Genomic DNA, 22695 nt, shown 5'->3' with positions numbered 1-22695 from the left:
ATTATACCTCGGTCCTGGCCACGTGATCATGACCATATGTCTGCCAGTTTGCCGGTGCGGGCTCATATCCCAACGGGCGTACGAGTGACGGCACCTGCCCCGTGTCGAGGGTGAAATGCTCGTTGCGCCGATCAATACTTGGAACAGCAGATATCAGCCGCTTCGTATAAGAATGTCTCGGCGCAGACAGGATTGATGCGGCATCGCCTATTTCCACGATCTGCCCAGCATAAACGACGGCGATGCGATGCGCGATACGCTCCACCACCGCCATATCATGCGACACGAACAGATAGGCGAGGCCGCGTTCCTTCTGGAGATCAATCAGCAGTTCCAGAACTTTCGCCTGCACGGAAACATCCAGTGCGGAAACGGCTTCGTCCAAAACGACAATCGAAGGGTTCAACATCAGCGCGCGGGCAATGCAAAGTCGCTGGCGCTGTCCGCCAGAAAACTCGTGAGGGTAGCGCTCCAGACTGTTTGCGGGCAGGCCCACACGGTCAAGCAACTGCAGCATCTCGTGCCGCGCTTCCGGCCCATCGCACCCACCAGCGGCGATAACCGGTTCGGCAAGGATGCTGTCTATTCGCAGGCGCGGGTTGAGCGATGCATAGGGATTCTGGAAAACCATCTGCACCGAGGAGGAGTTTCGAGCATCAGTTGTATCTGCCACGCCGACTTCAAGCTTGCCGCCCGAAGCTTTGACAAGTCCGAGGATCGCCCGCGCAGTCGTCGACTTACCCGAACCACTCTCCCCTACGACCGCCAGTGTTTCGCCCGGAACGAGATCGAAATCGACACTCTCCACGGCATGAACTGCACCAAGTCTGCGGCCCAGAATGCCTCCCCTAACCGGAAACCGGACTGTGAGCCCTTCAACAGCCAGAATTGGCTTTGTTCCGGGCTTGGCTGCTCGCACGCTATCCGTTCGTACCGCATTGCCGCTTTCAAAATGCGGCACAGCTTTCAGAAGATGTTGCGTGTAAGAATGCTGAGGCTGGTCAAGGACGGCACTCAGTTCACCTTGCTCCACCGCCTCACCATGCTGCATCACCATGACCTTGTCGGCCATCCCTGCGACCAGGCCAATGTCATGGGTAATGAAGATCATCGCCATGCCAGTTTCGCGCTTCAGCTCTGCCAGCAGCGCCATGATCTGTGCCTGTACCGTAACATCGAGCGCCGTGCTCGGCTCGTCGGCGATCATGAGACGCGGATTACAGGCAAGCGCCGTTGCAATCATCACTCGCTGCAACATACCGCCCGAAAGCTGGTTCGGGCAGTATCTAAGACGCCGTGCAGCATCTGGAATGCGTACGCGATCAAGTGCGTCCTTGGCAGCGGAAGCTGCCTGCTTTCCGGTAAGCCCACGGTGCAGACGAAACGACTCCTCAATCTGTGTTCCGATTGTGAGCACTGGATTGAGCGACGTCATGGGCTCCTGAAAGATCATGCCGATTTCCGCACCGCGGATTTTCGTCAGCTCAGCTTCGTTTGCAGTTGCAAGATCAATGGTAGTGCCGTTCGCGCGGTTCAGTTTGATCGTTCCATCGATAATGCACCCGCCGCCAAAATCCACAAGGCGATTGATCGACAAGGCCGTTACAGATTTACCGGAACCGCTTTCTCCGACAATAGCCAGAGTTTCCCCGGCGGCGAGATCGAAACTCACACCGCGCACGATCTCATTGGCTTCAGGATTCCGCCCGAAACCAACGCGAAGGTTTGAGACAGACAGAAGCTTGTTCATGCCGCTACCCTCCGCATCCTGGGATCGAGAATGTCGCGCAGGGCATCACCCAGAAGATTAAAGCCAAGAATACCGATCATGATTGCCAGCCCCGGAAAGGCCAGCAGCCATGGCGCGGTTTCCATAAGATTGCGCGCATCTGCCAGCATGAGGCCAAGCGACGAAGCAGGTGGCTGTGTGCCGAGGCCGAGGAAGCTCAAGCCCGCCTCTGTCAGCAGCGACCAGGCCAGCGCCAAAGTAATTTGCACGGTCAGAGGCGCGACCAGATTAAGCAGCAGATGGCGCGAAAGGATATAATGGTTGCTGCTGTGGAACGTACGTGCCGCATCGACGAATTCGCGTGTTTTAATCGACAAGGCCGGGCCACGTACAACCCGCGTAAAAATCGGGGTGTAAACAATGGCGATGGCAGCGATACTTGTTCCAGTGCCCGGTCCAACAACGGCGATGATGAGAAGCGCAAGCAAGATAGCCGGAAACGCCAAAAGCACGTCCATGACGCGCATGACCGTGCCGTCCCACCAGCGCCCGAACCATGCCGCGGTCAATCCCATAATGGTGCCACTAAAGGCGGCAATTCCAACAGCAGAAAAGCCCACCACAAATGATTGCGCTATGCCTGCCATCAGGCGGCTCATCACGTCCCGTCCGAAGAGGTCCGTTCCCATCCAATGGGCAGCACTTGGAGGACGCAGCCTATCTATCCGGTATTGCATCAGCGGGTCATGCGGCGTTAAACCGAAATACCCCAGACACGCGACGATCAGATAGATCAATACTATGAGCCCGCCGATACGACCGCTCGGATGAGCAAAAACGGAACGCAATATCTGCATCAGTTTTCCCCCAGGCGAATACGCGGATCGAGCGCTACGTAAAGGAGGTCAACAAGCAGATTGACGATCATGAAGTTGAAGGCGATGAAGAGAATACTGCCCTGCACCAACGCATAATCCCGCTGCAAAATGGCGTCGAGCACCATGCGTCCAAGTCCCGGCAGAGCATAAATCTGCTCGACCAGCACAGCTCCGCCCAGAAGGTAACCGAATTCCACGCCGCTCAGCGTTACCACAGGGATAAGTGCGTTCGGCAATGCGTGCCGCCAGACGACAGAGCGCGCCGAAGCTCCCTTGCTGCGAGCGGTGCGAACGTAATCATCGCTGAGAACATCCAGCATGGCCGAACGCGATATGCGTGTGACCGATGCAGCAAATGCAAAGCCGAGTGTTATGGCAGGCAAAATCATCTGCAAAAAATTCTGCCGCGGGTTGACCCATATAGGCGTGAATTCGCCCATGGTCGGTAACACACCAAACCCGGCCGACAGAATGTAGATAAAGAGGAGGCCCAGAACAAAGCTGGGGGTCGATTGGCCGATCATTGCGAAAATACGGACGGCAAGATCGGACATTTTCTCGTTGCGCGTTGCCGCATAAACACCAGCCGGAAGGCCAATGAGCAACGCAATAATCATCGACATCAATGCCAGTTGCAGTGTCAGCGGGAAGCGTTCCAGAATAACCGTCAAAACCGGCTTTCCGAACGTGACCGAGACACCCAGATTACCTTGCAGCACGTCACCGAGCCAGCGCCAGTATTGAGTGGTCCAGCTTTGGTCGATACCAAAGTATTGCGCCAGAGACTGCCGCTGTTCCGGCGTCAGCAGTCCTGCTTCAGTTCCAAGCATAGCCGTGATGGAATCGCCTGGAACCATACGGATCGCAACGAAGACAAGGATCGACACCCCCAGCATAACCAGAGGAAATGTCAGCAGCCGACGTGTCAGATAATTCATGTCAGATTACTCACGGCCTGCTATCGAGGCAGGCACTGGAAAGCCACGCCTCCATATTGAAGACGTGGCGGATTTCATGACATCACTGCCCGATCTGCAACTTGGTTACGCCGAATAGCGAACCGGTAGCGCGAGGCTCAAAACCGAGAACGTTCTTCTGGTGGGCAACATAGTTGTTGGCCGTATAGAGCCATATCCACGGAGAAATTTCCGTTATATGTTTTTCGAAGTCGGAGAAGATAACCTTGCGCTTTTCAGGGTCTGTCTCAGCTCTTCCCTTCTGCATCAGATCGTCAAGCGTATCGTCAATATACTGCGCGACTTTCTGCAGATTACCGGCCTTTGTCCAGTAACGGCCATACATTGTATAGGGATCAGCCGAACCACCGTTAAGCGCCACCGCCATGTCGAAGTCGCCCTTCAACCACGTATCGACATAGACGTTGAGTTCCATCATGCGGATATCGAGCTTGATGCCGATTTCGGCAAGTTGCGACTGGAGAACCTGGGCTTCAGCAGCAGCGGTTGCAGGTTCTCCGTTTGCAGCGATAACCGTCGCCGAAAAACCATCCGCATAACCGGCATCCGCCATCAACTTCTTTGCTTTTTCGACATCGCGCTTGTAGCAGAAAAGCGTGTTCGGATCGCTTGCGTAGGCAGGCATTGTCAGCGGGCCTGTCACCTTGGCTTCGCCGAGCAATGCTGTATCCAGCACGTCTTGACGGTCAACGGCACAGGAAATCGCCTGACGCACGGCCAGCTCTGTCATTGGCTTGCGCGAAGGATTGAGCTGGAGGACATGATAGGCAAGAGCTGGAGTACGCACCAGTTCCAGAGAGCTTTCACGCGGAACCATCGTTGCAACCAGCGGGTCGTTTAGAAATGCAAAGTCGATCTGCTTGGCGCGAAGCGCCGCGAGAATTGCTGTTTCGTCCGGCAGGACGCTGATGTCGATCCCATCGATCGCTACTTTACCGCCCGCCCAATCGGGATTGGCTTTCAGCACTTCCTTGGAGTTCGGCTCCCAGCGCTCAAGGATGAATGGGCCTGATCCAACTGCTTTCGTCCCAATATTTCCAGCCTTGATCTCGCTTTCCGGAACGACTGCCGCATTGATGCTGGCAATGGCTGCCAATAGAGGAACGTCAGGCTGAGAGAGTTTGAAGACGACCGTTTCGGCGTCCGGCGTTTCAATAGCAGCAATAGAACCGAAATTGGCACGCGCCACTGCGCCTGTCTTTTCATCCAGAATGCGCTCGAAGGATGCTTTCACATCGGCTGGCGTCACCGATTGACCGTTCTGAAATTTCGCATTCTTATCGAGCTTGAATGTGAGAACCTTTCCGCCATCGGAAAATTCCCAGCTTTTTGCAATGGCAGGCGCAATCTGAAGGTTGGAATCAAGACGAACGAGCGGTTCATAGATGAGCTCAAGCAGGCGAATCGATGAAAATGCCGGCTGCTTATGCGGATCGAGACCGGTGGCATCCTGCGACCAAGCCATTCGTAGCGTCGCGGCAAAAGCCGACGAAACACCTAACCCGCCAAAGCTTCCAATGCTCAACGCCAATGCGGCAGCGCCCGCAATAAGGCTTTTCTTGAAACTCGCTCCCATTTTCTTCCCTCGCAAATTACTGCAACACTGATGTCCGACTGCTTCCCCGCTTCGGCTCACGCTTTATTGGCATTTATTGCCTGTCTAAGAAATCCCCCAGCATCCTTTAATGCCTTTCTTGCCTCGTCCACTGGCATTCCAGTGATCGTGATGAGGATTGCAAGCTTGACGTCATTATCCGTCAGAGCGAGAACGCGTTTCGCCTCCCCCGCCCCGCATCCGGTTGCCTGCATGACAATTCGCGATGCCCGCGCAACAAGCTTATTGTTGGTGGCACTGACGTCCACCATGAGGTTCTCGTAAGTTTTCCCGATTCGGATCATGCTCGCCGTCGTCAGCATATTAAGAACGAGCTTCTGCGCTGTACCGGACTTAAGGCGTGTTGAGCCTGTCAGTATTTCAGGTCCGACAACCGGCGATATGGCGATTTCAGCCATGGTTGCAATGGTCGAATCGGGATTGCAGGAGAGCGCCACGGTCGTGGCGCCGATGGTGGCTGCGTAAGCCAGACCGCCTATCACATAAGGCGTGCGCCCACTAACCGCGATTCCCACAACAACATCGTGTGAAGACAGACCTATGTTGCGTAGGTCAGATTCCCCAAGCAACGGATCATCTTCTGCCCCTTCGATTGCATGTTGCAATGCATCCACGCCGCCTGCAATCAGCCCGATCACCATGCCTTCCGGCACGCTGAAGGTTGGCGGACATTCCGATGCATCGAGAACGCCAAGACGCCCGCTTGTTCCTGCGCCCAAATAAACCAGTCGACCGCCGACCCGAAATGAGTCGACAATCTTATCAACGGCCCGCGCGACCTGGGGCAGCACTTGCTCGACGGCGGTGGGAACTAGATGATCTTCATCATTGATGCGGCGCACGATAGCAAGGCTCGACAAGAGATCGATATCCATCGTGCGTGGATTTCGCTCTTCTGAAACCAGCCTATCCAGTTCAGATAACAACGCCTGTTCCGTCATGCTTCTACCTGCTTGTCGAGCAACGTTCAAAGCGCACTGCCTTATGGTTAATAAATTTTAGGATTATAAATTCCTACCGTCAATCAAAATAAGGAATAATTTATTCCCAACTCGCAGAGGCCATGTTTCGCGCAAGAATGATCGCACCGGAAACAGCATCGCCATCGGCAGGCTTCAACCGTCTGCGGACATCGGGCGCCAACCACGGTTCTAGTGGGGTAGCAAGCCCGCCAAGCAAGGTGACGCGCGGCGCTCCCTTTTCAAAAAGCGCACGCACAATCGTATCGATGTGGCTCGCAGCCGTCTGGACGATCCGACGTGCCGCCGCATCTCCCTGGTCTGCATGACGCATGACCATGGGTGCCAGCGACGCATATTCCGTAGCTGTTGCTTGGTCCATCCACGCCACAGCTTCCATCGGGGTCTGATTAAAACGGTCCATGACCTCGTTGAGGAGCGACGTACGCTCTATTCGGTCATCATGGGCCTGAAGCGCCTGCTGAATTGCTGACAGCCCCAGAAAGGCACCACTGCCCTCGTCTGAAATTGGAAAGCCATAACCGCCGACACGAATGTCGGTGCCATTCACGAAGCCAAGGCCAATTGATCCGGTCCCAGCAATAACGATAGCCCCGTCATTACCCGAATGTGCACCGAGACAGGCGCTTTTACCGTCGCTTATGAAATGAATGCTCGAAAAGGGATGCTGAATAGCCTGAAGTGCTTCGAGCGCACCTTGCCTGCCTATGCCCGCCAGCCCAATACCGGCATGCGTTCGGGCCAGTTCTTCAGCCCCCAGACCTGCCTCGCTGATCGCTGCGTCAAACGCGCGCGCAATGGATTCCCATGCCTTGTCTATCCCGAGCCGTGTAGTCGCCGGGCCAGACAATCCTTGTCCCAGCACGTCGCCGGTCTCATCTTCCAACCGGGCTCGACAGCCCGTACCGCCGCCATCTACCCCAAGATAGAACTGATTTTTCCCAACCCTGTCCGACATCATTCTGACAGCCGTTCTATATCTGCACCGCAAAGCTTCAGTTTGCGGTCAAGCTGTTCATACCCGCGATCCAGATGGTAGATGCGATTAACGACAGTTTCTCCCTCTGCAACCAGTGCTGCGAGAACAAGCGACACAGACGCCCGCAAATCCGTTGCCATGACTTGTGCGCCATGCAGCGGGCGCCCGCCGCGTACCAGGGCAGTTGTTCCCTGCAGTTTGATGTCAGCGCCAAGCCGCATCAGTTCCGGCACATGCATGAACCGGCTTTCGAACACTGTCTCGCGAATGAGCGATGCTCCTTCGGCACAAGTTGCCAACGCCATGAACTGGGCCTGCAAATCGGTAGGGAAGCCGGGATAGGGTTCGGTCGTCAAATCAGCGCCACGCAAGGCGCCATTACGCGAAATAACCAGACCGCGGTCGCTCGGCCATACACTGACGCCCATAGTTTCAAGCATTTGCACAACAGAAGCGAGATGCTCAAGACGAGCATGCGTCAATTCGAGCGTGCCGCCGGTAATCGCCGCAGCAACTGCATAAGTTCCGGCTTCGATACGATCCGGTATGCTGTGATGGCGTGCAGGACGCCAAGATGTATCGCCCTGAATCAGAATGCGATGCGTACCCGCCCCTTCAATCTGCGCGCCCATGGCCCCAAGACATGCTGCAAGGTCAGCAATTTCCGGTTCACGAGCTGCGTTCAATATTTCCGTCTCACCGCGAGCGGAGGTTGCCGCCATCATCGCCGTCGCCGTCGCGCCAACGGACGGTGCGGGCAAAACAATCCGGCTTCCGATCAGGCCGTTATCGGTCGAAGCGACGATCCAGCCGCGATCAATGGAAACATCTGCGCCAAGTGTGGAGAGCGCTTTCAAGTGCATATCGACAGGCCGCGCGCCAATGGCGCATCCGCCCGGCAAGGAAACACGAACTTTACCCAGTCTCGCCAATAAAGGTGCCAGCACCAGAACCGTCGCACGCATTCGCCTCACAGTGTCATAAGGCGTTTCTCCTTCGACAAGTTCAGTGGCGGCAATTGTCGTCGAATGCGGCACGCGGGAGACCTGTGCCCCATGCGTCTGCACGACATTGAGCATGTTTTCAACATCACTCACCGCTGGAAGGTTGGTAAATTCAACGGGGTGGGGACTTAGCAAGGAAGCCGCGATCTGAGGCAGCGCAGCGTTTTTCGCACCGGAGATATTGACCGCTCCCTGCAATGGTCGTCCACCGACAATTCGCAATCGTTCCATGTCTCTCCACCACGTCCTCTCTTGTGGATTGTTAGCTCATTCCGTAAATTTTAAAAGATTGGAATTTTATATTCCAAATCAATTTCGGTTGTCTTATGAGGCAAGGCAATCGAATATCGAGCCTTCCGGCGCCGGAATGGGGATTAATCGCGCATGTCGATCCTACAGAAGATCAACGCTAAACTGAACGAGCTGACCGTTGCAGACCGAAAAATCGGCCAGTTCATCATCGATCATCCAGAACAGGTATTGAAGCTTTCCTCTTCCGCGCTCGCGGTCGCGACCGGCCGCAGTCAATCGAGCGTCGTCAAATTCAGCCAGAAGTTCGGTTTTGACGGCTATCAGGAACTTAAACTCGCAGTCAGCGAGGCTCGGGCCAAGGAATGGCAGGTTCCGGCAGGCATGGTCCACGGCAGCATCGAAACCAGCGACAGCTATATTACGGTTCTGCAAAAGCTGATCGGCAGCAAGCTGCAATCCATGCAGCAGACGATTTCCGTCAACAATGAACAAGGTATCGACGGCGCATTGCAAGCGCTGATCAGCGCCCGGCGCATTCATCTCGCCGGCGTTGGCGCATCGTCACTCGTTGCGCGCGATTTTTCCTACAAGCTGATGAAGCTTGGGCGCAATGTGATGCACGACAGCGATAGCCATATCCAGATGGCCAATGTTTCCACATTGCATGAGGGCGACGTTCTGTTTGCCCTTTCCTATTCGGGAACGAGCATCGAAACCCTTCGCATCGCCGAGCAGGCCAAGAAGTGGGGAGCGACCGTGATCGCTGTTACAGGCCTCAACGAAAACCCGCTCAACAAGATCGCTGATATTCGTCTATATACAATTGCCGATGAAGAACGGGTTCGCTCGTCGTCAATCACGGCACGCGATGCACAACTGGTTCTGACGGACTTACTCTTTATCCTGTTGTTCCAACGGCAACAGGATGCGAACGATTATGTGCATAAGAGCGAAGCCGCAGTGTCTTCGCTGAAAATATGAGCCGCAAGATCAATCAATAATGGCGGCGGCGGCCAGGCTCGCGAAAGCCGCAACGAACGCTACTGCGACAGCACCAACTTTCGTGAAGAGATTAAACATATCACCAGGCGTTTCACGGTTAGACATGTTGAGATAGACCAGCGCCGCAACGATGATAACAATCGAAAAACCGAAAGCGGAAACCCACTGCCACAACTCAGGCATGAAACCTCACAGACGCTAAAGTCATTTTTGAAACTACGGCCTTTTACCGAAACTTTGTTACCGCAGTGTGACCTCACTTAATGAGTTCAATTCCGGCTCGCAATGTGCCACGAAGAAAACGGACTGATTATCATCACTTTGTGATCGTGCACTAACTCAGGCAGTCCAGGCAACGGTCTCGCCGTTATCCCACAAAAGTCCCAGTGAATGGTGCCTTGTGTCGTGTTTCGCAGATCAGCCTTACCGTCCTGAACTTTTGAACGCAATAGCGGAGAGATGGCTTTCAGATAGCTAAAGCCGTGATATATCTGCCCGGAAGCAAGCTGCGTTCGGACGCAGGCTTTGCCAGAAACCAGTCACAAAGGTATGCAGAATGACCTCACCGTCATCTCCTCCACGCATCGAACAGGCAGAACGTCTTGAACGATTGGCATTGTTGCAAGGCAAGTTGAGAGAGCGCGGGATTGGCGGGCTTCTGCTCGGGCCAACAGCAAGTTTACGTTATTATACCGGGCTTGTCTGGCACATCAGCGAACGTTTTCTGGGCGCCCTCGTCACACCGTCGGAAGTCATTTATATCGTCCCCGGCTTTGAACAAAGCCGCGTCGAGAGCCTGCCGCATCTGCCAGGGGAAATCCGCGTATGGCAGGAAGAAGAAAGTAGCGCTGAACTGATAGCATCACTCATTCCGGCAAGCGCTACACTTGCTGTAGATGATGCCGTGCCGCTGTTCGTCTATAATGCCCTTAAACACGAAATCTCGCCGGAGCGCTTGCTTGACAGCGGCGAACTGATCCGTGAACAGCGCATCTGCAAGTCGGACAATGAAATCGCGATCATCCAGTACGCAATGGATCTGACGCTTGAAGTCCATCGCCGCGCACATGCATTGATAAAGCCCGGCATCGCCGCAAGCGAAGTGGTACGCTTTATCGATGAACAGCACCGTGCCCTCGGCGCTACTGGCGGTTCGACTTTCTGCATTGTCTCTTTCGGCGCAGCGACCTCGTTGCCGCATGGTGCAGATGGAGAACAGTTTTATCAGCCCGGTGACGTTATCCTTGTCGATACCGGATGCCGTATCGATGGCTACCATTCTGATCTTACACGCACCTACATGCTGGAAGAGCCAAGCGCAGAGTTTTCACGCATTTGGGCAATCGAACGTGACGCGCAACAGGCCGTTTTCGACGCGGCTAAGCTTGGTGCGGCCTGTTCAACCCTTGACGATGCGGCGCGCGCTACACTCGTGAAGCATGGACTGGGACCAGATTACGCTTTGCCAGGCCTTCCGCATCGTGCCGGTCATGGCCTTGGTCTGGAAATTCACGAGGCCCCATACATCGTTCGCGGAAATTCACTCCCGCTGACTGAAGGCATGTGCTTCTCTAACGAGCCGATGATTGTGATTCCAGACCAATTCGGTATTCGTCTGGAAGATCATATCCATATGACGGCAACCGGGCCGAAATGGTTTACCCAGCCAGCGAAAGGCCCAACTGAACCTTTCGCATAATGCCATCACTGCTGCTATCAATTACCGGGCATTCCCGCCCAACTTTTCGATTGCTTTTCGCCAATACCGATCAGATCGATGGCTCGCGCCGCGATCTGATCAGCCACTTCATCGACCGATTGCGGTTTGAAGTAAAAGGCTGGAACCGGCGGCATCACAATCGCGCCCATTTCTGTCACCGTGCACATATTGCGCAGATGGACCAGATGCAGTGGCGTTTCTCGTGCGATCAGGATCAGCCTGCGCCGTTCCTTCAAATGAACGTCGGCGGCGCGGGTTAACAGACTGTCGCTGTGCCCCGTCGCGATCGCCGCGAGCGTCCGCATGGAGCACGGCGCAACGATCATACCGGCGGTGGCGACAGATCCGCTCGCAATCAAAGCACCAATATCGCCGACGGAATAGCTTCTGTGCGCAAGCCTGTGCAGAAGCGCATAACCGTCGGGGCCTAACTCGTGACGTAAGGTCTGCTGTGCAGCATCCGACACGACCAAATGGGTCTCAACGTCGTTTAAAGTGGAAAGCTGCTCCAGCAGCTTGAGCGGGATGAGGGCGCCCGATGCACCGGAAATACCGACCACAACCCGTTTCATCACATGCTTTCCTTGTTCAACCCAAGCTCGCCCCACATGGCATCTACACGGGCGACCACATCTTCGCTCATCTTCAGCACGGCGCCCCACTCCCGGTCAGTTTCGGAGCCGATCTTGTTGGTCGCATCAAGCCCAAGCTTTCCGCCCAAGCCTGAGCGCGGCGATGCGAAATCGAGATAATCCACAGGTGTGTCGGCAAGCGTGATGACGTCGCGGCTCGCATCGAAACGCGTAGCGAGCGCCCACATGACATCATCCCAGTTGCGAACATTTATGTCGGGATCGACCGCGATTATGAGCTTCGTATAACTGAACTGCGGCAGCATCGACCAAAGCCCCATCATCACCCGCCGCGCCTGACCGGGATAGCGCTTGTCGATCGAGACCACCATTGCACGATAAGAACACGCCGCCGGAGGCAGCCATAAGTCGGCAATTTCCGGAAACTGCTTTCGCACGATTGGCACGAACAGCTCGCTCATCACTTCGCCAAGTTTTGAGGGTTCATCCGGTGGGCGCCCGGTATAGGTCGAAAGATAGACCGGGTTTTTCCGCGTGGTGATCGCCGTCACCTGCATGACCGGGAATTCCTCGACGCTATTATAGTAACCGGTATGATCGCCATACGGTCCTTCAGGCGCGGTCACTGATGCGGAAACTCGCCCTTCCAAAATGATTTCAGCGTTGGCGGGTACGGAGAGCGGCACAGTGTCCGCATCAACGACGGAAGGCCTTCGTCCAGCAAGCAGGCCCGAAAAGGCAAGTTCGCTCATCCCTTCAGGCAAGGGCATAACGGCTGCAAGGATTGTCGCTGGATCAGCCCCGATAGCAACGGCTACAGGCATATCCTCGCCTCGCTTTTGCCACATGCGGTGATGACGCGCACCGCCGCGATGGGCGAGCCAGCGCACGATCAACTTATCCCGGCCAAGCTTCTGCATCCGGTAAATTCCGACATTTACGTCGGATGGATCGTCTGGCGCCCGCGTGATAACCAACGGCCAGGTAACAAGCGGCGCAGGTTCTCCCGGCCAGCACCATTGGATCGGTAGTAGATCGAGATTGACGGCTTCGCCTTCCAGTATATTCGCCTGCACCGGTGCGCGACGGACTTGCCGAGGGCGCATATTCAACGCAGCCTTCGCCAAAGGCAGCTTGTTCCATATTTCGCCTGCCGAACGGGGCGGCTTTGGTGCGCGCAGTTCCGCAAGCATCTCGGCAAGGTCAGGAATTTCCTCGACAGCACGACCAAGTCCCAATGCAATACGTCGTTCGGAACCGAAAAGATTGGCCACGAGAGGGATTGAATGCAGCCGCCCGTCTGCATCGACCGGTTGCTCGAAGATCAATGCCGGACCATCCGCCTCAAGCACACGCTTATGGATCTCTGTTATCTCCTGGACAAGAGATACCGGACGTTTGATCCGAATGAGATCATTACGCCGTTCAAGCTCCGACAAAAAGCTTTGCAGGCAGTCGTAATGTGACGGAAGAGATTGGGCCATTTTCATGCCCCTAGCTTTGAATATCGAATTCTTTCGCCGTCTTTGATCTGAATCAAACTGTCCTTGTATTGAATCGCCTATTTCTGAATTCACCTTATAAAGCTCACCGGAGCTGAGTGATGATGAAGATACCTCCAGCCGTGGCTGTTCCAGCCCGGCTTGTTCCGCCATTTCTGATCGCCCCTTTTGTTTCGCGCATTTTCTTTCAGGTAATGCGCTCCCATCCGGGTCTTTTCGAGCGTCTCGGTGACTACGCGACGAAGCGGTTCCGCTTTCACCCGTCCGACATACCATTCGCTTTTGTGATCGAGCCGGATAAGCCGCGCATCACAATCGTGCGTGAAGACGAAGCGGCGGAAGTTGACGCAGGCATTGAAGGGCCATTGATTATGCTGCTCGCGCTTCTCGAAGGTAAGCTTGATGGAGATGCCCTGTTCTTCTCCCGGGATATTACCGTGACAGGGGACATGGAAGCCATGTTGGCGCTTCGCAATGCGCTGGATGACTGCAACATCGACCTTCCATCCGACCTCGGCACAAGCGCAGGACCATTTGCCCCGATGGTTCGCGGCATCGCAAATTACGTACGCAGCAAAGCTCTTGGCAAGGAAGCCAACGGATGGAACTGATTTGTCCTGCAGGAACCCCGTCGGCCTTGCGTGAAGCCGTGGGTGCGGGAGCGGATGCCGTCTATTGCGGCTTTCGCGACGAAACGAATGCGCGCAACTTTCCAGGCCTCAACTTCAGCCGCGACGAATTACGCGATGCTATCAAGTTTGCCCATGCTCGCAAAACGCAGGTTTTTGTGGCCATTAACACGTTCATGCGCGCAGGCGATGAGCACATTTGGTACCAAGCCGTAGACGATGCATCCTCTCTTGGTGCAGACGCAGTCATCCTCGCCGATTTCGGGCTGATGGCCTATACCGCCGAGAAGCATCCAACACAGCGGCTTCATGTATCCGTACAAGCCTCCGCCTCCAATGCAGATGCAATCCAGTTTCTCGTCGATGCGTTCAAGGCAAAGCGAGTCGTACTGCCACGCGTTCTGACCATTGCCGATATTGCGAAACTCGGCCGCAAGATCGGCTGCGAAATGGAAGTATTCGTATTCGGTGGACTATGCGTGATGGCAGAAGGACGATGCTCCTTGTCTTCCTACGCTACCGGCAGATCACCCAACATGAACGGTGTCTGCTCACCAGCAAGTCATGTGCGTTACCGTCAAGACGGAGAGCAACTCGTTTCCGAACTTGGTGATTATACGATCAACCGTTTTCCTTTGGGCGAGCCCACCGGCTATCCGACACTCTGCAAAGGCCGGTTTAATATCGCAGACGATCAAGGTTATGCGTTTGAAGATCCAGTTTCGCTTGATGTCATGAATCACATCGACGAGTTGCGAGCGGCGGGCGTCTCGGCACTCAAGATTGAAGGCCGCCAGCGCGGGAAGGCATACGTTGGCGAAGTCGTCTCGACACTTCGTCAGACACTCTCCGCAAGCCCCGAAAGCCGCGCTGCTCTTTTGTCCCGCCTCCGGCTGCTGAGCGAAGGCCAGCAGACAACCTCGGGCGCTTATGATAAACGCTGGAGATAAATATGTCAGCACCCAGCCTCAGCCTTGGTCCTGTCCTCTTCCTGTGGGACGGTCCGAAATGGCGGGATTTTTATTTCCGTATCGCCGATGAAGCCCCAATCGACCGTGTCACGGTCGGTGAAATCGTCTGCTCCAAACGGTTCCATTTCCTAACACCGTATATAGACGCTGTAATCGAGCGTCTGCAACGCGCAGGAAAGACAGTGAGCCTCGGTTCACTGGCACTCGTCATGCTTGAGCGGGAAGCAAAACAGGTCCGTCAAACGATCAAGGAAGCGACATTACCGGTGGAGGCAAACGATCTGTCGGCATTGGGGCTGTTGTCCGGTGTGCCGCACATAGTCGGTCCACTGGTCAATGTCTATAATGCTGCGACCGCCAAGGTTCTTGCGGCCCGTGGCGCACAGTCGATCTGCCTTCCGCCGGAGTTACCGATCAGTTCAATCCGCGAGATTGTCAAAGCTGCTCCGGATATTGCTTTCGAGATATTCACGTTCGGACGGGTGCCGCTCGCCATTTCGGCCCGGTGTGCGCATGCGCGATCCAAGGGCCACATAAAAGATAATTGCCAGTTTGTATGCGGCGAAGAACCGGATGGGCTGCCTGTCAAGACACTCGATAGCCAACCCTTCCTGGCTCTTAACGGCGTGCAGACACTCTCGCATACCTGTCAGTCACTGATTGAGGACCTGCCTGACCTGCATGAAGCGGGCATCAGGCGTTTCAGACTGTCACCGCAGGATTGCGATATGGTGGAAGTAGCCCGCATCCACGACGAGGTGCTGAACCGATTTATCAGTCCTGACGAAGGGGTCGTACGGTTGCGAAAGGTCTATCCGGGCGTACCGCTCTCGAATGGCTTTTTGCACGGTAGTATCGGTGCGGCTTGGATCAGTCGTCAACGTTCAGCCGCAGCAAACTAGTGGATTGAATTTGACGTTTGATACCCATCCGATATGAATCTCGTTTCAAACGTCAAATTCGAAAAATCCACTAAATTCATAAAGTTACCAGTGGTCTTTTGCTTCCGACATTTGCTCAGCGCTCATATCCGAGGGACGTAAATGTCGGAATCAGACCACTAGATGAGGCAATTCCTACTTTCAGCAGACGTTCTCTAGCTGTCGCCGTCGGCTATCGATTGCAAATGCCGAAGGTCGCGAACGAGTAACGACTGCCTGCCACCTTCCACCCAGCCTTTAGCCTGCCACTGGCTTATGATGCGCGAAACTGTATGCAGGGTTGTCCCGGTCAATTCAGCAATATCCTGCCGGGAAACCGGAAAATCGATACGCACGCCGCCGCCTTCTTTTACCCCTGCTTCACGAACGAGCCTCAATACTGCATGTGCCACACGTGGCTCGACTTCCTGTGTTGAAATCTCTCTGATGCGATTGTGTGCGGCATCCAACCTGCGCCCGATCATCTGCATCGTATTGACTGCGAGTGCGGGACTACGCGCCATAAAATCAGTCATCATTTCCATCGGCCAGGCAAGTACTGCGCTATCGACGGCAGCCAGGGGCGTACCCGGGTAGTCCTTGCGTCCAAGCGCCACTGCAAAACCGAAAAGTTCTCCCGGATTGACGACCCGCACTATAATCTGCTGCCCGTCAGCGGTAACTTGCATAACTTTTAACCGTCCGTGCAATAACACAAAAAAATGGCGGGCATCGTCACCTTGATTGAAGACAGCAGTACCTTTGGACACAATACGTTGTGTGGCCTGACCAAGAAACTGGTCAAAACTCGCATCATCCATACCGGCGAAAACTGACAGCGAACGGATATGCGTTTTATTAAGGGGGAGTGCCATTACGTCCTCATTGCCAAGCCGCCGTCTGGCAAAAAATTGGCGTCAATATCAGCGAACTGGCTGACATCGCTACCAGATCGGACCTGGAATGAAAACACTAATCACGCTTCCTGAAGGTCGATGCATCAATAGCCAGCTTTTGCAGGCGGGCGTAGAGGCTTCGGCGCGGCAATTGTAACAACGCCGAGGCCGCCCCAACATCGCCGTTGCACCTATCCAGCGTTGCGCGAATGACACCGTCTTCAAAACGATCCATCTGTTCCGACAGAGAAAACGGGCTTGGCTCTGTGATCTGGTCGTGACGCAGGCCCAATACCATTTGCTTTGCATAATTGCGCAATTCGCGGACATTTCCCGACCATTCATCGGAATTCAGTCGCGCTTCCATTACAGCGTCGATTGCAGGTCGCGTTTGGCCGAATTGGGCTGCTGCTTCATCAAGGAAATAGGAGAAAAGTAGACCTATATCCTTTCGCCGCTCGCGCAGAGGCGGAACACGTAACCTGACCGTTTCAAGGCGATAAAACAAATCGGAACGAAAGCGGCTGCTGGCCACAGCTTCCTCGAGATTGCCTTTCGCAGCCGCAATGATCCTTAGATTAACTGCACGGGGCTCTCCAGTAAGTGAGGGCAGCTCACGCTCTTCAACAACACGTAGCAGCTTGCCCTGAACGGACGGCGACATGCTGTCAATTTCATCGAGAAACAATGTACCTCGATCCGCATCAGCTATTCTTCCGCGTTGAATGCGACTGCCGAAAAGAACCTCGTCAGCGATAGCATCCGGCAAGGCGGCACAATCAATGGCAACAAAACTGCGGGCGTGACGCGTGCTCCAGCGGTGCAGGAGGCGAGCCACCAGTTCTTTTCCGGTCCCAGTCTCACCTTCTATCAATACATCGACATCGACACTGGCAAGCTGGCGGATCGTGTCACGCAGCCGTACCATCACCGGCGTCTCGCCAAGCAGGGGGTAGTCCTGTTCCGCATCTGCCGCAGCACGACGAAGACGGCGGTTTTCCAGTACCAGCCGACGCATTTCCAGTGCACGACGCACGCTCGATATCAGGTGATCGGCTGCAAATGGTTTGGCTATGAAGTCAAACGCGCCCTTTTTGAGAGAAGCGACAGCCATTCCGATATCACCATGTCCGGTCATCAAAATAACCGGCAACTCCGGATCACGCGCCAACAATGCTTCCATCACTGCATGTCCATCGACCCGCGGCATGCGGATATCGGTTACAACGATGCCGGGGTAATCGGGCGTCAAACTGCTCAAGGCGGACTGACCGTCCCCATGGGTTTCAATATCGAGACCTGCGATCTCAAATGAATCGGCCAAGGCCGCACGAAATGCTGCATCGTCATCGACCAGCATCACCCGCAAAGGCTCAATTTCCATTGCGCTCTGCCCTCTTCAAAGTTGCCGCAAAAGCTGCACCGCCAAGCTGTGATGGAATGACTCGCAGCGTACCTTCCAGTTCGGCCATGAGATCTCTTGCGATACCCAGTCCCAGACCGAGGCCATCCGCCTTTCCCGTTACGAATGGGCTGAAAATCTCGTCGGCCGATAGGGGATCAATGCCAGGTCCGTTATCGTCCACGACAAGGGAAATCTGGTCGCCCTCATCGCGGACGCTGAACGAAACACGTGGGTTCTCGATATTCACGACCGCATCCAATGCGTTCTGCAGCAAATTCACCAGCACCTGCTCCGATCTGACGCGGCAGGCAAGGATCACCATGTCGGAACGTCCCGGTATATCCAGTTGAACCTTGGCGTTGCGGAACCGGTCTCCCATCAGCAGCATCGTGCCATCCACCAGCTCATTTAGCCGGAGCGGGCGAATGACACCGCTGCGACGGCGCGCAAATCGGCGCATTTCCTGTGTGATAGAGCCTATACGCGCCGTCAGTTCCACGGATGTATCGAGGTTACTGGCGACCCTATCGAGCTTGCCGTTTGCAAGATGATGCTGCGCGTTTTCGGCGAGTGTCCGAATAGTCGCGACGGGTTGGTTAATTTCATGCACCAGCCCTGCGGTAATCGATCCGAGAGATGCGAGCCTATTCGCCTGGGCAAGCTCTTCCCGCGCATCGCGAAAGCGTTTGTCAGCCAGTTCACGTTCCGCCATTTCTGCGCTCAATGCCGCCGTGCGCTCTTCAACTGCGGTTTCGAGCTCGGCACGATAAGCTGCCGCACGCGCTGCCCGGCTCACTCGCCAGTAAACAGCACCAGCAACCACGATGAAGACAAGCATAGCTGCCACCGTTATCAGGCGCGCAAGGTCGTTGGCAGCGCGCAAGGCTCGCCCCGTAGGTTCGATATGAACCAGCTTCAGAGACGTTTCGGCAATAGGCTCATCGACAGAAACTGAATATTGCCCGGTAGGCTCGATCATCATCCCGTCCGGCGCAAAGCGATAATTGCTGGGTTTCATATCCGCCGCATTGAACTGCCCACTCTCGATAATCTTGGAGCGTTCGGTAGTTGATATCGGCTGAAAGGAGCGAAGGTCTTCGGCCTTATCGGTGGAGGCCAGTATGATTCCGCGAGGATCAACGACGAAGGTCTGGCCAGGGTCGTTTGCCCATGTTTGCACCAGTCTGTGGAATTCAAATTTGATCACGACCACACCAACCGGCTCAGTCTGATCACCGATGCGCCGCGCCAGAAAAAGACCGAAGCGACCACTCAAATCACCTATGGCGTAATACTCTGCCGAACCTGCCGCCATCGCGCCCTTGAAGTAAGGCCGGAAATCGTAATTTCGTCCGACAAAGCTCTCCGGGGTGTTGGCATTAGATGACGCGATAACCGTACCATCACGAGCGATCACATAGATGATTGGCGAACCGATCTGATGTGCAAGAAGTTCAAGCTTTTGGTTCAAACGAGCGGTCGCGCCCTTCGAACCACCTGCGAGCACATCGCGCAGATCGCTATATTCCTTTAACACCACTGGCAATAACCGGAACTTTGCCAGTTCGCTGTCGATGAGGCGGGTTTGCTGACGCGCTATCAACGTCGCATCCTGACGAAGACCATCAAGCGCCCCGCTTTCAGCCCACAGTCGGGCGGAAAACCACACACCGATTGCCAGCAAGGAAGCGAGGGCAACCAACAGGAGTTTTGCAATCTTCGATGGAACCTTCATTTGTGCTGATTTATGCAAACTCATACAAAGAGTCACGCAGAATCCTGCACAAGACTCACAAGGGAATATATCGAAATCTACTGAAAGTCTTTTCATTTCAATATTTTAATCTTTTTAACCCAGCTCTCTGGCGATCAATGTTCCTCTACCGCATGTTAGCGCCAATTCGAAAAAGGGAGTTTCGAAGGGAGGAGTTTACCCGTGAACCACATCAACATAGCCCCAGCATCGCACCCAATTCCGGGACCGCTCTCATCGACCGGATCACTGAAATTACGTGCTCGAAGCTGAAGCGGAGCACGGACTGAGATTATTCACCAGCGCCAAACAGACCTTCCCTCACGTACCCAAACGGAAGTGCAGAGAGACGAGTTGAAGGCAACGGAAAAACACCCTGAAACCGTTTCGTCGATCCGGTTCCACAACAAGGGGTGAAGTTCATAAGTCGAGAGATTTGAAGGAGCAACCCATGGTCTCAATTACGAACGAACGGAGTGAAGTGCAAAGCACCAATAGCCGCCTGAAATCCATTATCGGTGGCTCAACCGGCAATCTGGTCGAATGGTTCGACTGGTACGTTTATGCAGCATTTGCGCTTTACTTTGCACCCCACTTCTTCCCGTCCGAAAGCCAGACCGCGCAACTCATGAGTGCCGCCGCAGTCTTTGCCGTTGGCTTTGTCATGCGCCCTATCGGTGCGTGGATCATGGGGATTTATGCCGACCGCAAGGGTCGCAAGGCAGGCCTCGCGCTGTCCGTGACACTGATGTGTGCAGGTTCGCTCATCATCGCACTGACACCGGATTACCAGACCATCGGCCTTGCAGCCCCAGCCCTCCTCGTACTCGCACGTTTGATGCAAGGCCTGTCGGTTGGCGGTGAATATGGCGCCAGCGCCACCTATCTGTCGGAAATGGCAGGCAAAGATCGTCGCGGCTTCTTCTCGTCGTTCCAGTATGTCACGCTCATTTCTGGGCAGCTTCTCGCAATCCTGCTTCTGATCGTGCTTCAGTCGACCATGGAAACCCCTGCGCTGGAATCCTGGGGCTGGCGTATTCCGTTCTTCATCGGCGCCTTGCTTGCAGTAGTCGTATTCTGGCTGCGTCGCGGTCTTGCAGAAACTGAGAGCTTCAAGAATGCAAAGGCTAAGAACGCTCCGAAATCCGGTTTCTGGACGCTTATCAAGCATCATCCAAAGGAAACCGCTCTTGTCATGCTTCTGACTGCTGGCGGTACGCTCGCATTCTATGCGTACTCGATTTACATGCAGAAGTTTCTCGTAAACACGTCTGGCTTCAGCCGCGAAGTGGCAAGTCAGATCAACGCGGTGACGCTGTTCGTCTTCATGTGCCTGCAGCCGATCGCTGGTGCCTTGTCGGACAAGATCGGCCGCAAGCCATTGATGATCGCTTTCGGTGCCGCAGGTGTTCTTTTCACCTATCCGATCTTCACGACGCTGGAACAAACTCGCGATCCGATCACGGCCGGTCTGCTGGTCATGGGCGCGCTCATCATCGTCACCGGCTACACCTCCATTAATGCAGTAGTGAAGGCGGAGCTTTTCCCGGCGCATATCCGTGCACTCGGCGTAGCGCTGCCCTACGCACTGGCCAACACTCTCTTCGGTGGTACTGCCGAATATGTTGCATTGAGCTTCAAGAATGGCGGATGGGAACGTGGCTTCTACTGGTACGTCACCATCATGATCGGCATTTCCCTGATCGTTTATCTGCGTATGCGGGATACGAGTAAGGACAGTATGATCAAGGAAGATTGACATCGCCTCCCAAGCGACAAGATGCCGGGCTTAGGTCCGGCATTTTTTTATTCCTCTTGCTGTACAGTCCGAAACTGCCCTGGGCTTTGCCCCATCCATTTATGAAATGCGCGATAGAAGGCACTTGGCTCACTGTAGCCAAGTTCGGCAGCCACTTCCGCTACACTTAGCTTGTCTTCCCGCAAAAGCCTTTCGGCTATCACGAAACGCAACTCGTCCTTGATCGTCCCGAAATTCTGTCCCTCCCCGCGCAGCCTGCGTCGTAAAGTCGGCCCGGACATGCCAAGTCCCTTCGCCAGCCCTTCAAAAGACGGCCAGTCTGTGAATGGCAAAGCATTCAGCTGTGCGCGTACCCTTGCGGAAAGATCATTATCATGACGATAGCGGATCAGAATATTGGCCGGAGCCTCTCGTAAAAAACTCTCCAACGCCACATCGCTGCGGATAATCGGCAGCGATAGATAGGACGATGAAAAAACCAGTCGCGTCACCGGCTGATCGAATAATACCGGTGCTCCGAAGAACTTGTGATAATCCTGCCGGTGGACCGGCGCTGGACAAGCAAAGTCAAGCGTCCGCAACGGGATACGCCGCCCGATCAGCCAGCAGACCACCCCCATCAGGATCAGCCAATAGGCACGATAGGCAAAGGCTGGTCTTGGAGATCCGGCATCGGTCAAAACGATATGGGCCATGCCATCGCGGATCCGCAATTCACCTTGCGGATCATCCAGTACCACATTGAGAAACTGCAACGCCCGTCGCAAAGCCCGTTCCAGCGTGCCGGCATGCAGCACAGCATGACAAAGCAGATTAAAGCTGCCGGGGCGCATCGGCCTTGCAGCCAGCCCGAAGAATTCGTCGTTGATCGTTTCAGCAATCAGCCACCACAAACGGCCATATTCCACATTGGTGATCGGTTCCACCACTGTTTCCGGCAGGCCGATCTTCACCATCAGGGGAGCCGTATCCATCCCCCTAACACGCACGCTTTCGAGCGCATCCTCGACGAAGCCCGGCGCAATATTATGGCGTTCCATGGTTTCTCTATATTGTAAAATCGATCACACATTAATGCATCTAATGTCATTGTTTGCAATGCATGACGCGTTAACCTTCAGGAATGGTTGG

20 protein-coding genes are annotated in these 22695 nt (G+C 54.8%); 6 read left to right on the top strand and 14 right to left on the bottom strand.

The annotated features are described in order from the left end of the window. Position 1: 1 nt before the first annotated feature. The 7 genes from F9K94_RS09820 to murA form a co-directional block, all read right to left on the bottom strand. Positions 2 to 1750 carry an ABC transporter ATP-binding protein gene (locus tag F9K94_RS09820; RefSeq protein WP_151645284.1) on the bottom strand — a complete coding sequence of 583 codons (1749 nt, stop codon included), beginning with the start codon at positions 1748 to 1750 and terminating at the stop codon, positions 2 to 4. Continuing rightward, entirely contained in the window at positions 1747 to 2586 is an 840-nt protein-coding gene (locus F9K94_RS09815) for an ABC transporter permease (RefSeq protein ID WP_151645283.1), read from the bottom strand. Before F9K94_RS09815 ends, F9K94_RS09820 begins: the two co-directional genes overlap by 4 nt. After that, positions 2586 to 3545, bottom strand: coding sequence for an ABC transporter permease (locus tag F9K94_RS09810; protein ID WP_151645281.1), 960 nt, complete (start codon positions 3543 to 3545; stop codon positions 2586 to 2588). Before F9K94_RS09810 ends, F9K94_RS09815 begins: the two co-directional genes overlap by 1 nt. Before the next feature lie 82 nt (positions 3546 to 3627). Continuing rightward, a complete protein-coding gene (locus F9K94_RS09805) occupies positions 3628 to 5160 on the bottom strand; it encodes an ABC transporter substrate-binding protein (RefSeq protein WP_151645279.1) in 1533 nt (510 codons plus the stop codon). A gap of 56 nt (positions 5161 to 5216) precedes the next feature. Next, a complete protein-coding gene (gene murQ, locus F9K94_RS09800; RefSeq protein ID WP_061346520.1) occupies positions 5217 to 6140 on the bottom strand; it encodes an N-acetylmuramic acid 6-phosphate etherase in 924 nt (307 codons plus the stop codon). 100 nt (positions 6141 to 6240) lie between these two features. Then, on the bottom strand, positions 6241 to 7140 hold the full coding sequence (locus tag F9K94_RS09795) for an N-acetylglucosamine kinase (protein WP_151645277.1): 900 nt from the start codon (positions 7138 to 7140) through the stop codon (positions 6241 to 6243). Then, positions 7137 to 8393 carry a UDP-N-acetylglucosamine 1-carboxyvinyltransferase gene (gene murA / locus F9K94_RS09790; RefSeq protein ID WP_151645275.1) on the bottom strand — a complete coding sequence of 419 codons (1257 nt, stop codon included), beginning with the start codon at positions 8391 to 8393 and terminating at the stop codon, positions 7137 to 7139. The genes F9K94_RS09795 and murA overlap by 4 nt, the downstream gene beginning before the upstream one ends. Positions 8394 to 8546: 153 nt before the next feature. On the opposite strand from murA, the gene F9K94_RS09785 reads away from it, so the two are divergent. Beyond that, a complete protein-coding gene (locus tag F9K94_RS09785) occupies positions 8547 to 9395 on the top strand; it encodes a MurR/RpiR family transcriptional regulator (protein WP_151645273.1) in 849 nt (282 codons plus the stop codon). 9 nt (positions 9396 to 9404) lie between these two features. Here F9K94_RS09785 and F9K94_RS09780 read toward each other — a convergent pair whose 3' ends face one another. After that, positions 9405 to 9599, bottom strand: coding sequence for a hypothetical protein (locus F9K94_RS09780; protein ID WP_061346523.1), 195 nt, complete (start codon positions 9597 to 9599; stop codon positions 9405 to 9407). 373 nt (positions 9600 to 9972) lie between these two features. Between F9K94_RS09780 and F9K94_RS09775 the strand changes: the two genes are divergently transcribed. Continuing rightward, positions 9973 to 11115, top strand: a complete 1143-nt coding sequence (locus F9K94_RS09775; RefSeq protein WP_151645271.1) for a M24 family metallopeptidase — start codon at positions 9973 to 9975, stop codon at positions 11113 to 11115. Positions 11116 to 11132: 17 nt separating this feature from the next. On the opposite strand, the gene F9K94_RS09770 is transcribed toward F9K94_RS09775, so the two are convergent. Next, on the bottom strand, positions 11133 to 11708 hold the full coding sequence (locus F9K94_RS09770; protein ID WP_151645366.1) for a UbiX family flavin prenyltransferase: 576 nt from the start codon (positions 11706 to 11708) through the stop codon (positions 11133 to 11135). Continuing rightward, entirely contained in the window at positions 11708 to 13219 is a 1512-nt protein-coding gene (locus F9K94_RS09765) for a UbiD family decarboxylase (RefSeq protein WP_151645269.1), read from the bottom strand. Before F9K94_RS09765 ends, F9K94_RS09770 begins: the two co-directional genes overlap by 1 nt. A 113-nt stretch (positions 13220 to 13332) precedes the next feature. Between F9K94_RS09765 and ubiT the strand changes: the two genes are divergently transcribed. The 3 genes from ubiT to F9K94_RS09750 are packed head-to-tail and all read left to right on the top strand — an operon-like array spanning position 13333 to position 15733. Further along, positions 13333 to 13842, top strand: coding sequence for a ubiquinone anaerobic biosynthesis accessory factor UbiT (gene ubiT / locus F9K94_RS09760; protein WP_061346527.1), 510 nt, complete (start codon positions 13333 to 13335; stop codon positions 13840 to 13842). Continuing rightward, complete coding sequence (ubiU, locus tag F9K94_RS09755; protein ID WP_151645267.1) at positions 13833 to 14810, top strand: ubiquinone anaerobic biosynthesis protein UbiU; 978 nt, start codon at positions 13833 to 13835, stop codon at positions 14808 to 14810. The genes ubiT and ubiU overlap by 10 nt, the downstream gene beginning before the upstream one ends. 2 nt (positions 14811 to 14812) lie before the next feature. Beyond that, positions 14813 to 15733 carry a U32 family peptidase gene (locus F9K94_RS09750; RefSeq protein WP_151645265.1) on the top strand — a complete coding sequence of 307 codons (921 nt, stop codon included), beginning with the start codon at positions 14813 to 14815 and terminating at the stop codon, positions 15731 to 15733. Between the two features lie 194 nt (positions 15734 to 15927). Here F9K94_RS09750 and F9K94_RS09745 read toward each other — a convergent pair whose 3' ends face one another. The 3 genes from F9K94_RS09745 to F9K94_RS09735 all read right to left on the bottom strand — a co-directional run bounded on the left by F9K94_RS09745 (position 15928) and on the right by F9K94_RS09735 (position 19787). Next, on the bottom strand, positions 15928 to 16626 hold the full coding sequence (locus F9K94_RS09745) for a Crp/Fnr family transcriptional regulator (RefSeq protein ID WP_151645263.1): 699 nt from the start codon (positions 16624 to 16626) through the stop codon (positions 15928 to 15930). A gap of 97 nt (positions 16627 to 16723) precedes the next feature. Next, a complete protein-coding gene (locus F9K94_RS09740) occupies positions 16724 to 18031 on the bottom strand; it encodes a sigma-54-dependent transcriptional regulator (protein ID WP_151645261.1) in 1308 nt (435 codons plus the stop codon). Then, positions 18021 to 19787, bottom strand: a complete 1767-nt coding sequence (locus F9K94_RS09735; RefSeq protein WP_151645259.1) for a sensor histidine kinase — start codon at positions 19785 to 19787, stop codon at positions 18021 to 18023. The genes F9K94_RS09740 and F9K94_RS09735 overlap by 11 nt, the downstream gene beginning before the upstream one ends. Positions 19788 to 20256: 469 nt before the next feature. Between F9K94_RS09735 and F9K94_RS09730 the strand changes: the two genes are divergently transcribed. Next, positions 20257 to 21564, top strand: a complete 1308-nt coding sequence (locus F9K94_RS09730) for an MFS transporter (RefSeq protein ID WP_061346533.1) — start codon at positions 20257 to 20259, stop codon at positions 21562 to 21564. A 47-nt stretch (positions 21565 to 21611) separates the two neighbouring features. Here F9K94_RS09730 and F9K94_RS09725 read toward each other — a convergent pair whose 3' ends face one another. Continuing rightward, positions 21612 to 22604, bottom strand: a complete 993-nt coding sequence (locus F9K94_RS09725) for an AraC family transcriptional regulator (RefSeq protein ID WP_151645258.1) — start codon at positions 22602 to 22604, stop codon at positions 21612 to 21614. Positions 22605 to 22695 lie beyond the last annotated feature (91 nt).

This window comes from Brucella tritici, from assembly GCF_008932285.1.
Taxonomy (GTDB): Bacteria; Pseudomonadota; Alphaproteobacteria; order Rhizobiales; family Rhizobiaceae; genus Brucella; species Brucella tritici.
Note: the sequence above shows the minus strand (reverse complement) of the source record. Positions and strands in the feature narration are given on the sequence as shown.

Excerpts from the sequence above, each read along its gene's own strand:
- F9K94_RS09770 (WP_151645366.1), bottom strand. The coding sequence starts at position 11,708 with ATGAAACGGGTTGTGGTCGGTATTTCCGGTGCATCGGGCGCCCTCATC.
- F9K94_RS09775 (WP_151645271.1), top strand. The coding sequence starts at position 9,973 with ATGACCTCACCGTCATCTCCTCCACGCATCGAACAGGCAGAACGTCTT.
- ubiU (WP_151645267.1), top strand. The coding sequence starts at position 13,833 with ATGGAACTGATTTGTCCTGCAGGAACCCCGTCGGCCTTGCGTGAAGCC.
- F9K94_RS09820 (WP_151645284.1), bottom strand. The coding sequence starts at position 1,750 with ATGAACAAGCTTCTGTCTGTCTCAAACCTTCGCGTTGGTTTCGGGCGG.
- ubiT (WP_061346527.1), top strand. The coding sequence starts at position 13,333 with ATGATGAAGATACCTCCAGCCGTGGCTGTTCCAGCCCGGCTTGTTCCG.
- F9K94_RS09735 (WP_151645259.1), bottom strand. The coding sequence starts at position 19,787 with ATGAAGGTTCCATCGAAGATTGCAAAACTCCTGTTGGTTGCCCTCGCT.
- F9K94_RS09745 (WP_151645263.1), bottom strand. The coding sequence starts at position 16,626 with ATGGCACTCCCCCTTAATAAAACGCATATCCGTTCGCTGTCAGTTTTC.
- murA (WP_151645275.1), bottom strand. The coding sequence starts at position 8,393 with ATGGAACGATTGCGAATTGTCGGTGGACGACCATTGCAGGGAGCGGTC.
- F9K94_RS09785 (WP_151645273.1), top strand. The coding sequence starts at position 8,547 with ATGTCGATCCTACAGAAGATCAACGCTAAACTGAACGAGCTGACCGTT.
- F9K94_RS09765 (WP_151645269.1), bottom strand. The coding sequence starts at position 13,219 with ATGAAAATGGCCCAATCTCTTCCGTCACATTACGACTGCCTGCAAAGC.
- F9K94_RS09750 (WP_151645265.1), top strand. The coding sequence starts at position 14,813 with ATGTCAGCACCCAGCCTCAGCCTTGGTCCTGTCCTCTTCCTGTGGGAC.
- F9K94_RS09805 (WP_151645279.1), bottom strand. The coding sequence starts at position 5,160 with ATGGGAGCGAGTTTCAAGAAAAGCCTTATTGCGGGCGCTGCCGCATTG.
- murQ (WP_061346520.1), bottom strand. The coding sequence starts at position 6,140 with ATGACGGAACAGGCGTTGTTATCTGAACTGGATAGGCTGGTTTCAGAA.
- F9K94_RS09815 (WP_151645283.1), bottom strand. The coding sequence starts at position 2,586 with ATGCAGATATTGCGTTCCGTTTTTGCTCATCCGAGCGGTCGTATCGGC.
- F9K94_RS09740 (WP_151645261.1), bottom strand. The coding sequence starts at position 18,031 with ATGGAAATTGAGCCTTTGCGGGTGATGCTGGTCGATGACGATGCAGCA.
- F9K94_RS09810 (WP_151645281.1), bottom strand. The coding sequence starts at position 3,545 with ATGAATTATCTGACACGTCGGCTGCTGACATTTCCTCTGGTTATGCTG.
- F9K94_RS09725 (WP_151645258.1), bottom strand. The coding sequence starts at position 22,604 with ATGGAACGCCATAATATTGCGCCGGGCTTCGTCGAGGATGCGCTCGAA.
- F9K94_RS09795 (WP_151645277.1), bottom strand. The coding sequence starts at position 7,140 with ATGATGTCGGACAGGGTTGGGAAAAATCAGTTCTATCTTGGGGTAGAT.
- F9K94_RS09730 (WP_061346533.1), top strand. The coding sequence starts at position 20,257 with ATGGTCTCAATTACGAACGAACGGAGTGAAGTGCAAAGCACCAATAGC.
- F9K94_RS09780 (WP_061346523.1), bottom strand. The coding sequence starts at position 9,599 with ATGCCTGAGTTGTGGCAGTGGGTTTCCGCTTTCGGTTTTTCGATTGTT.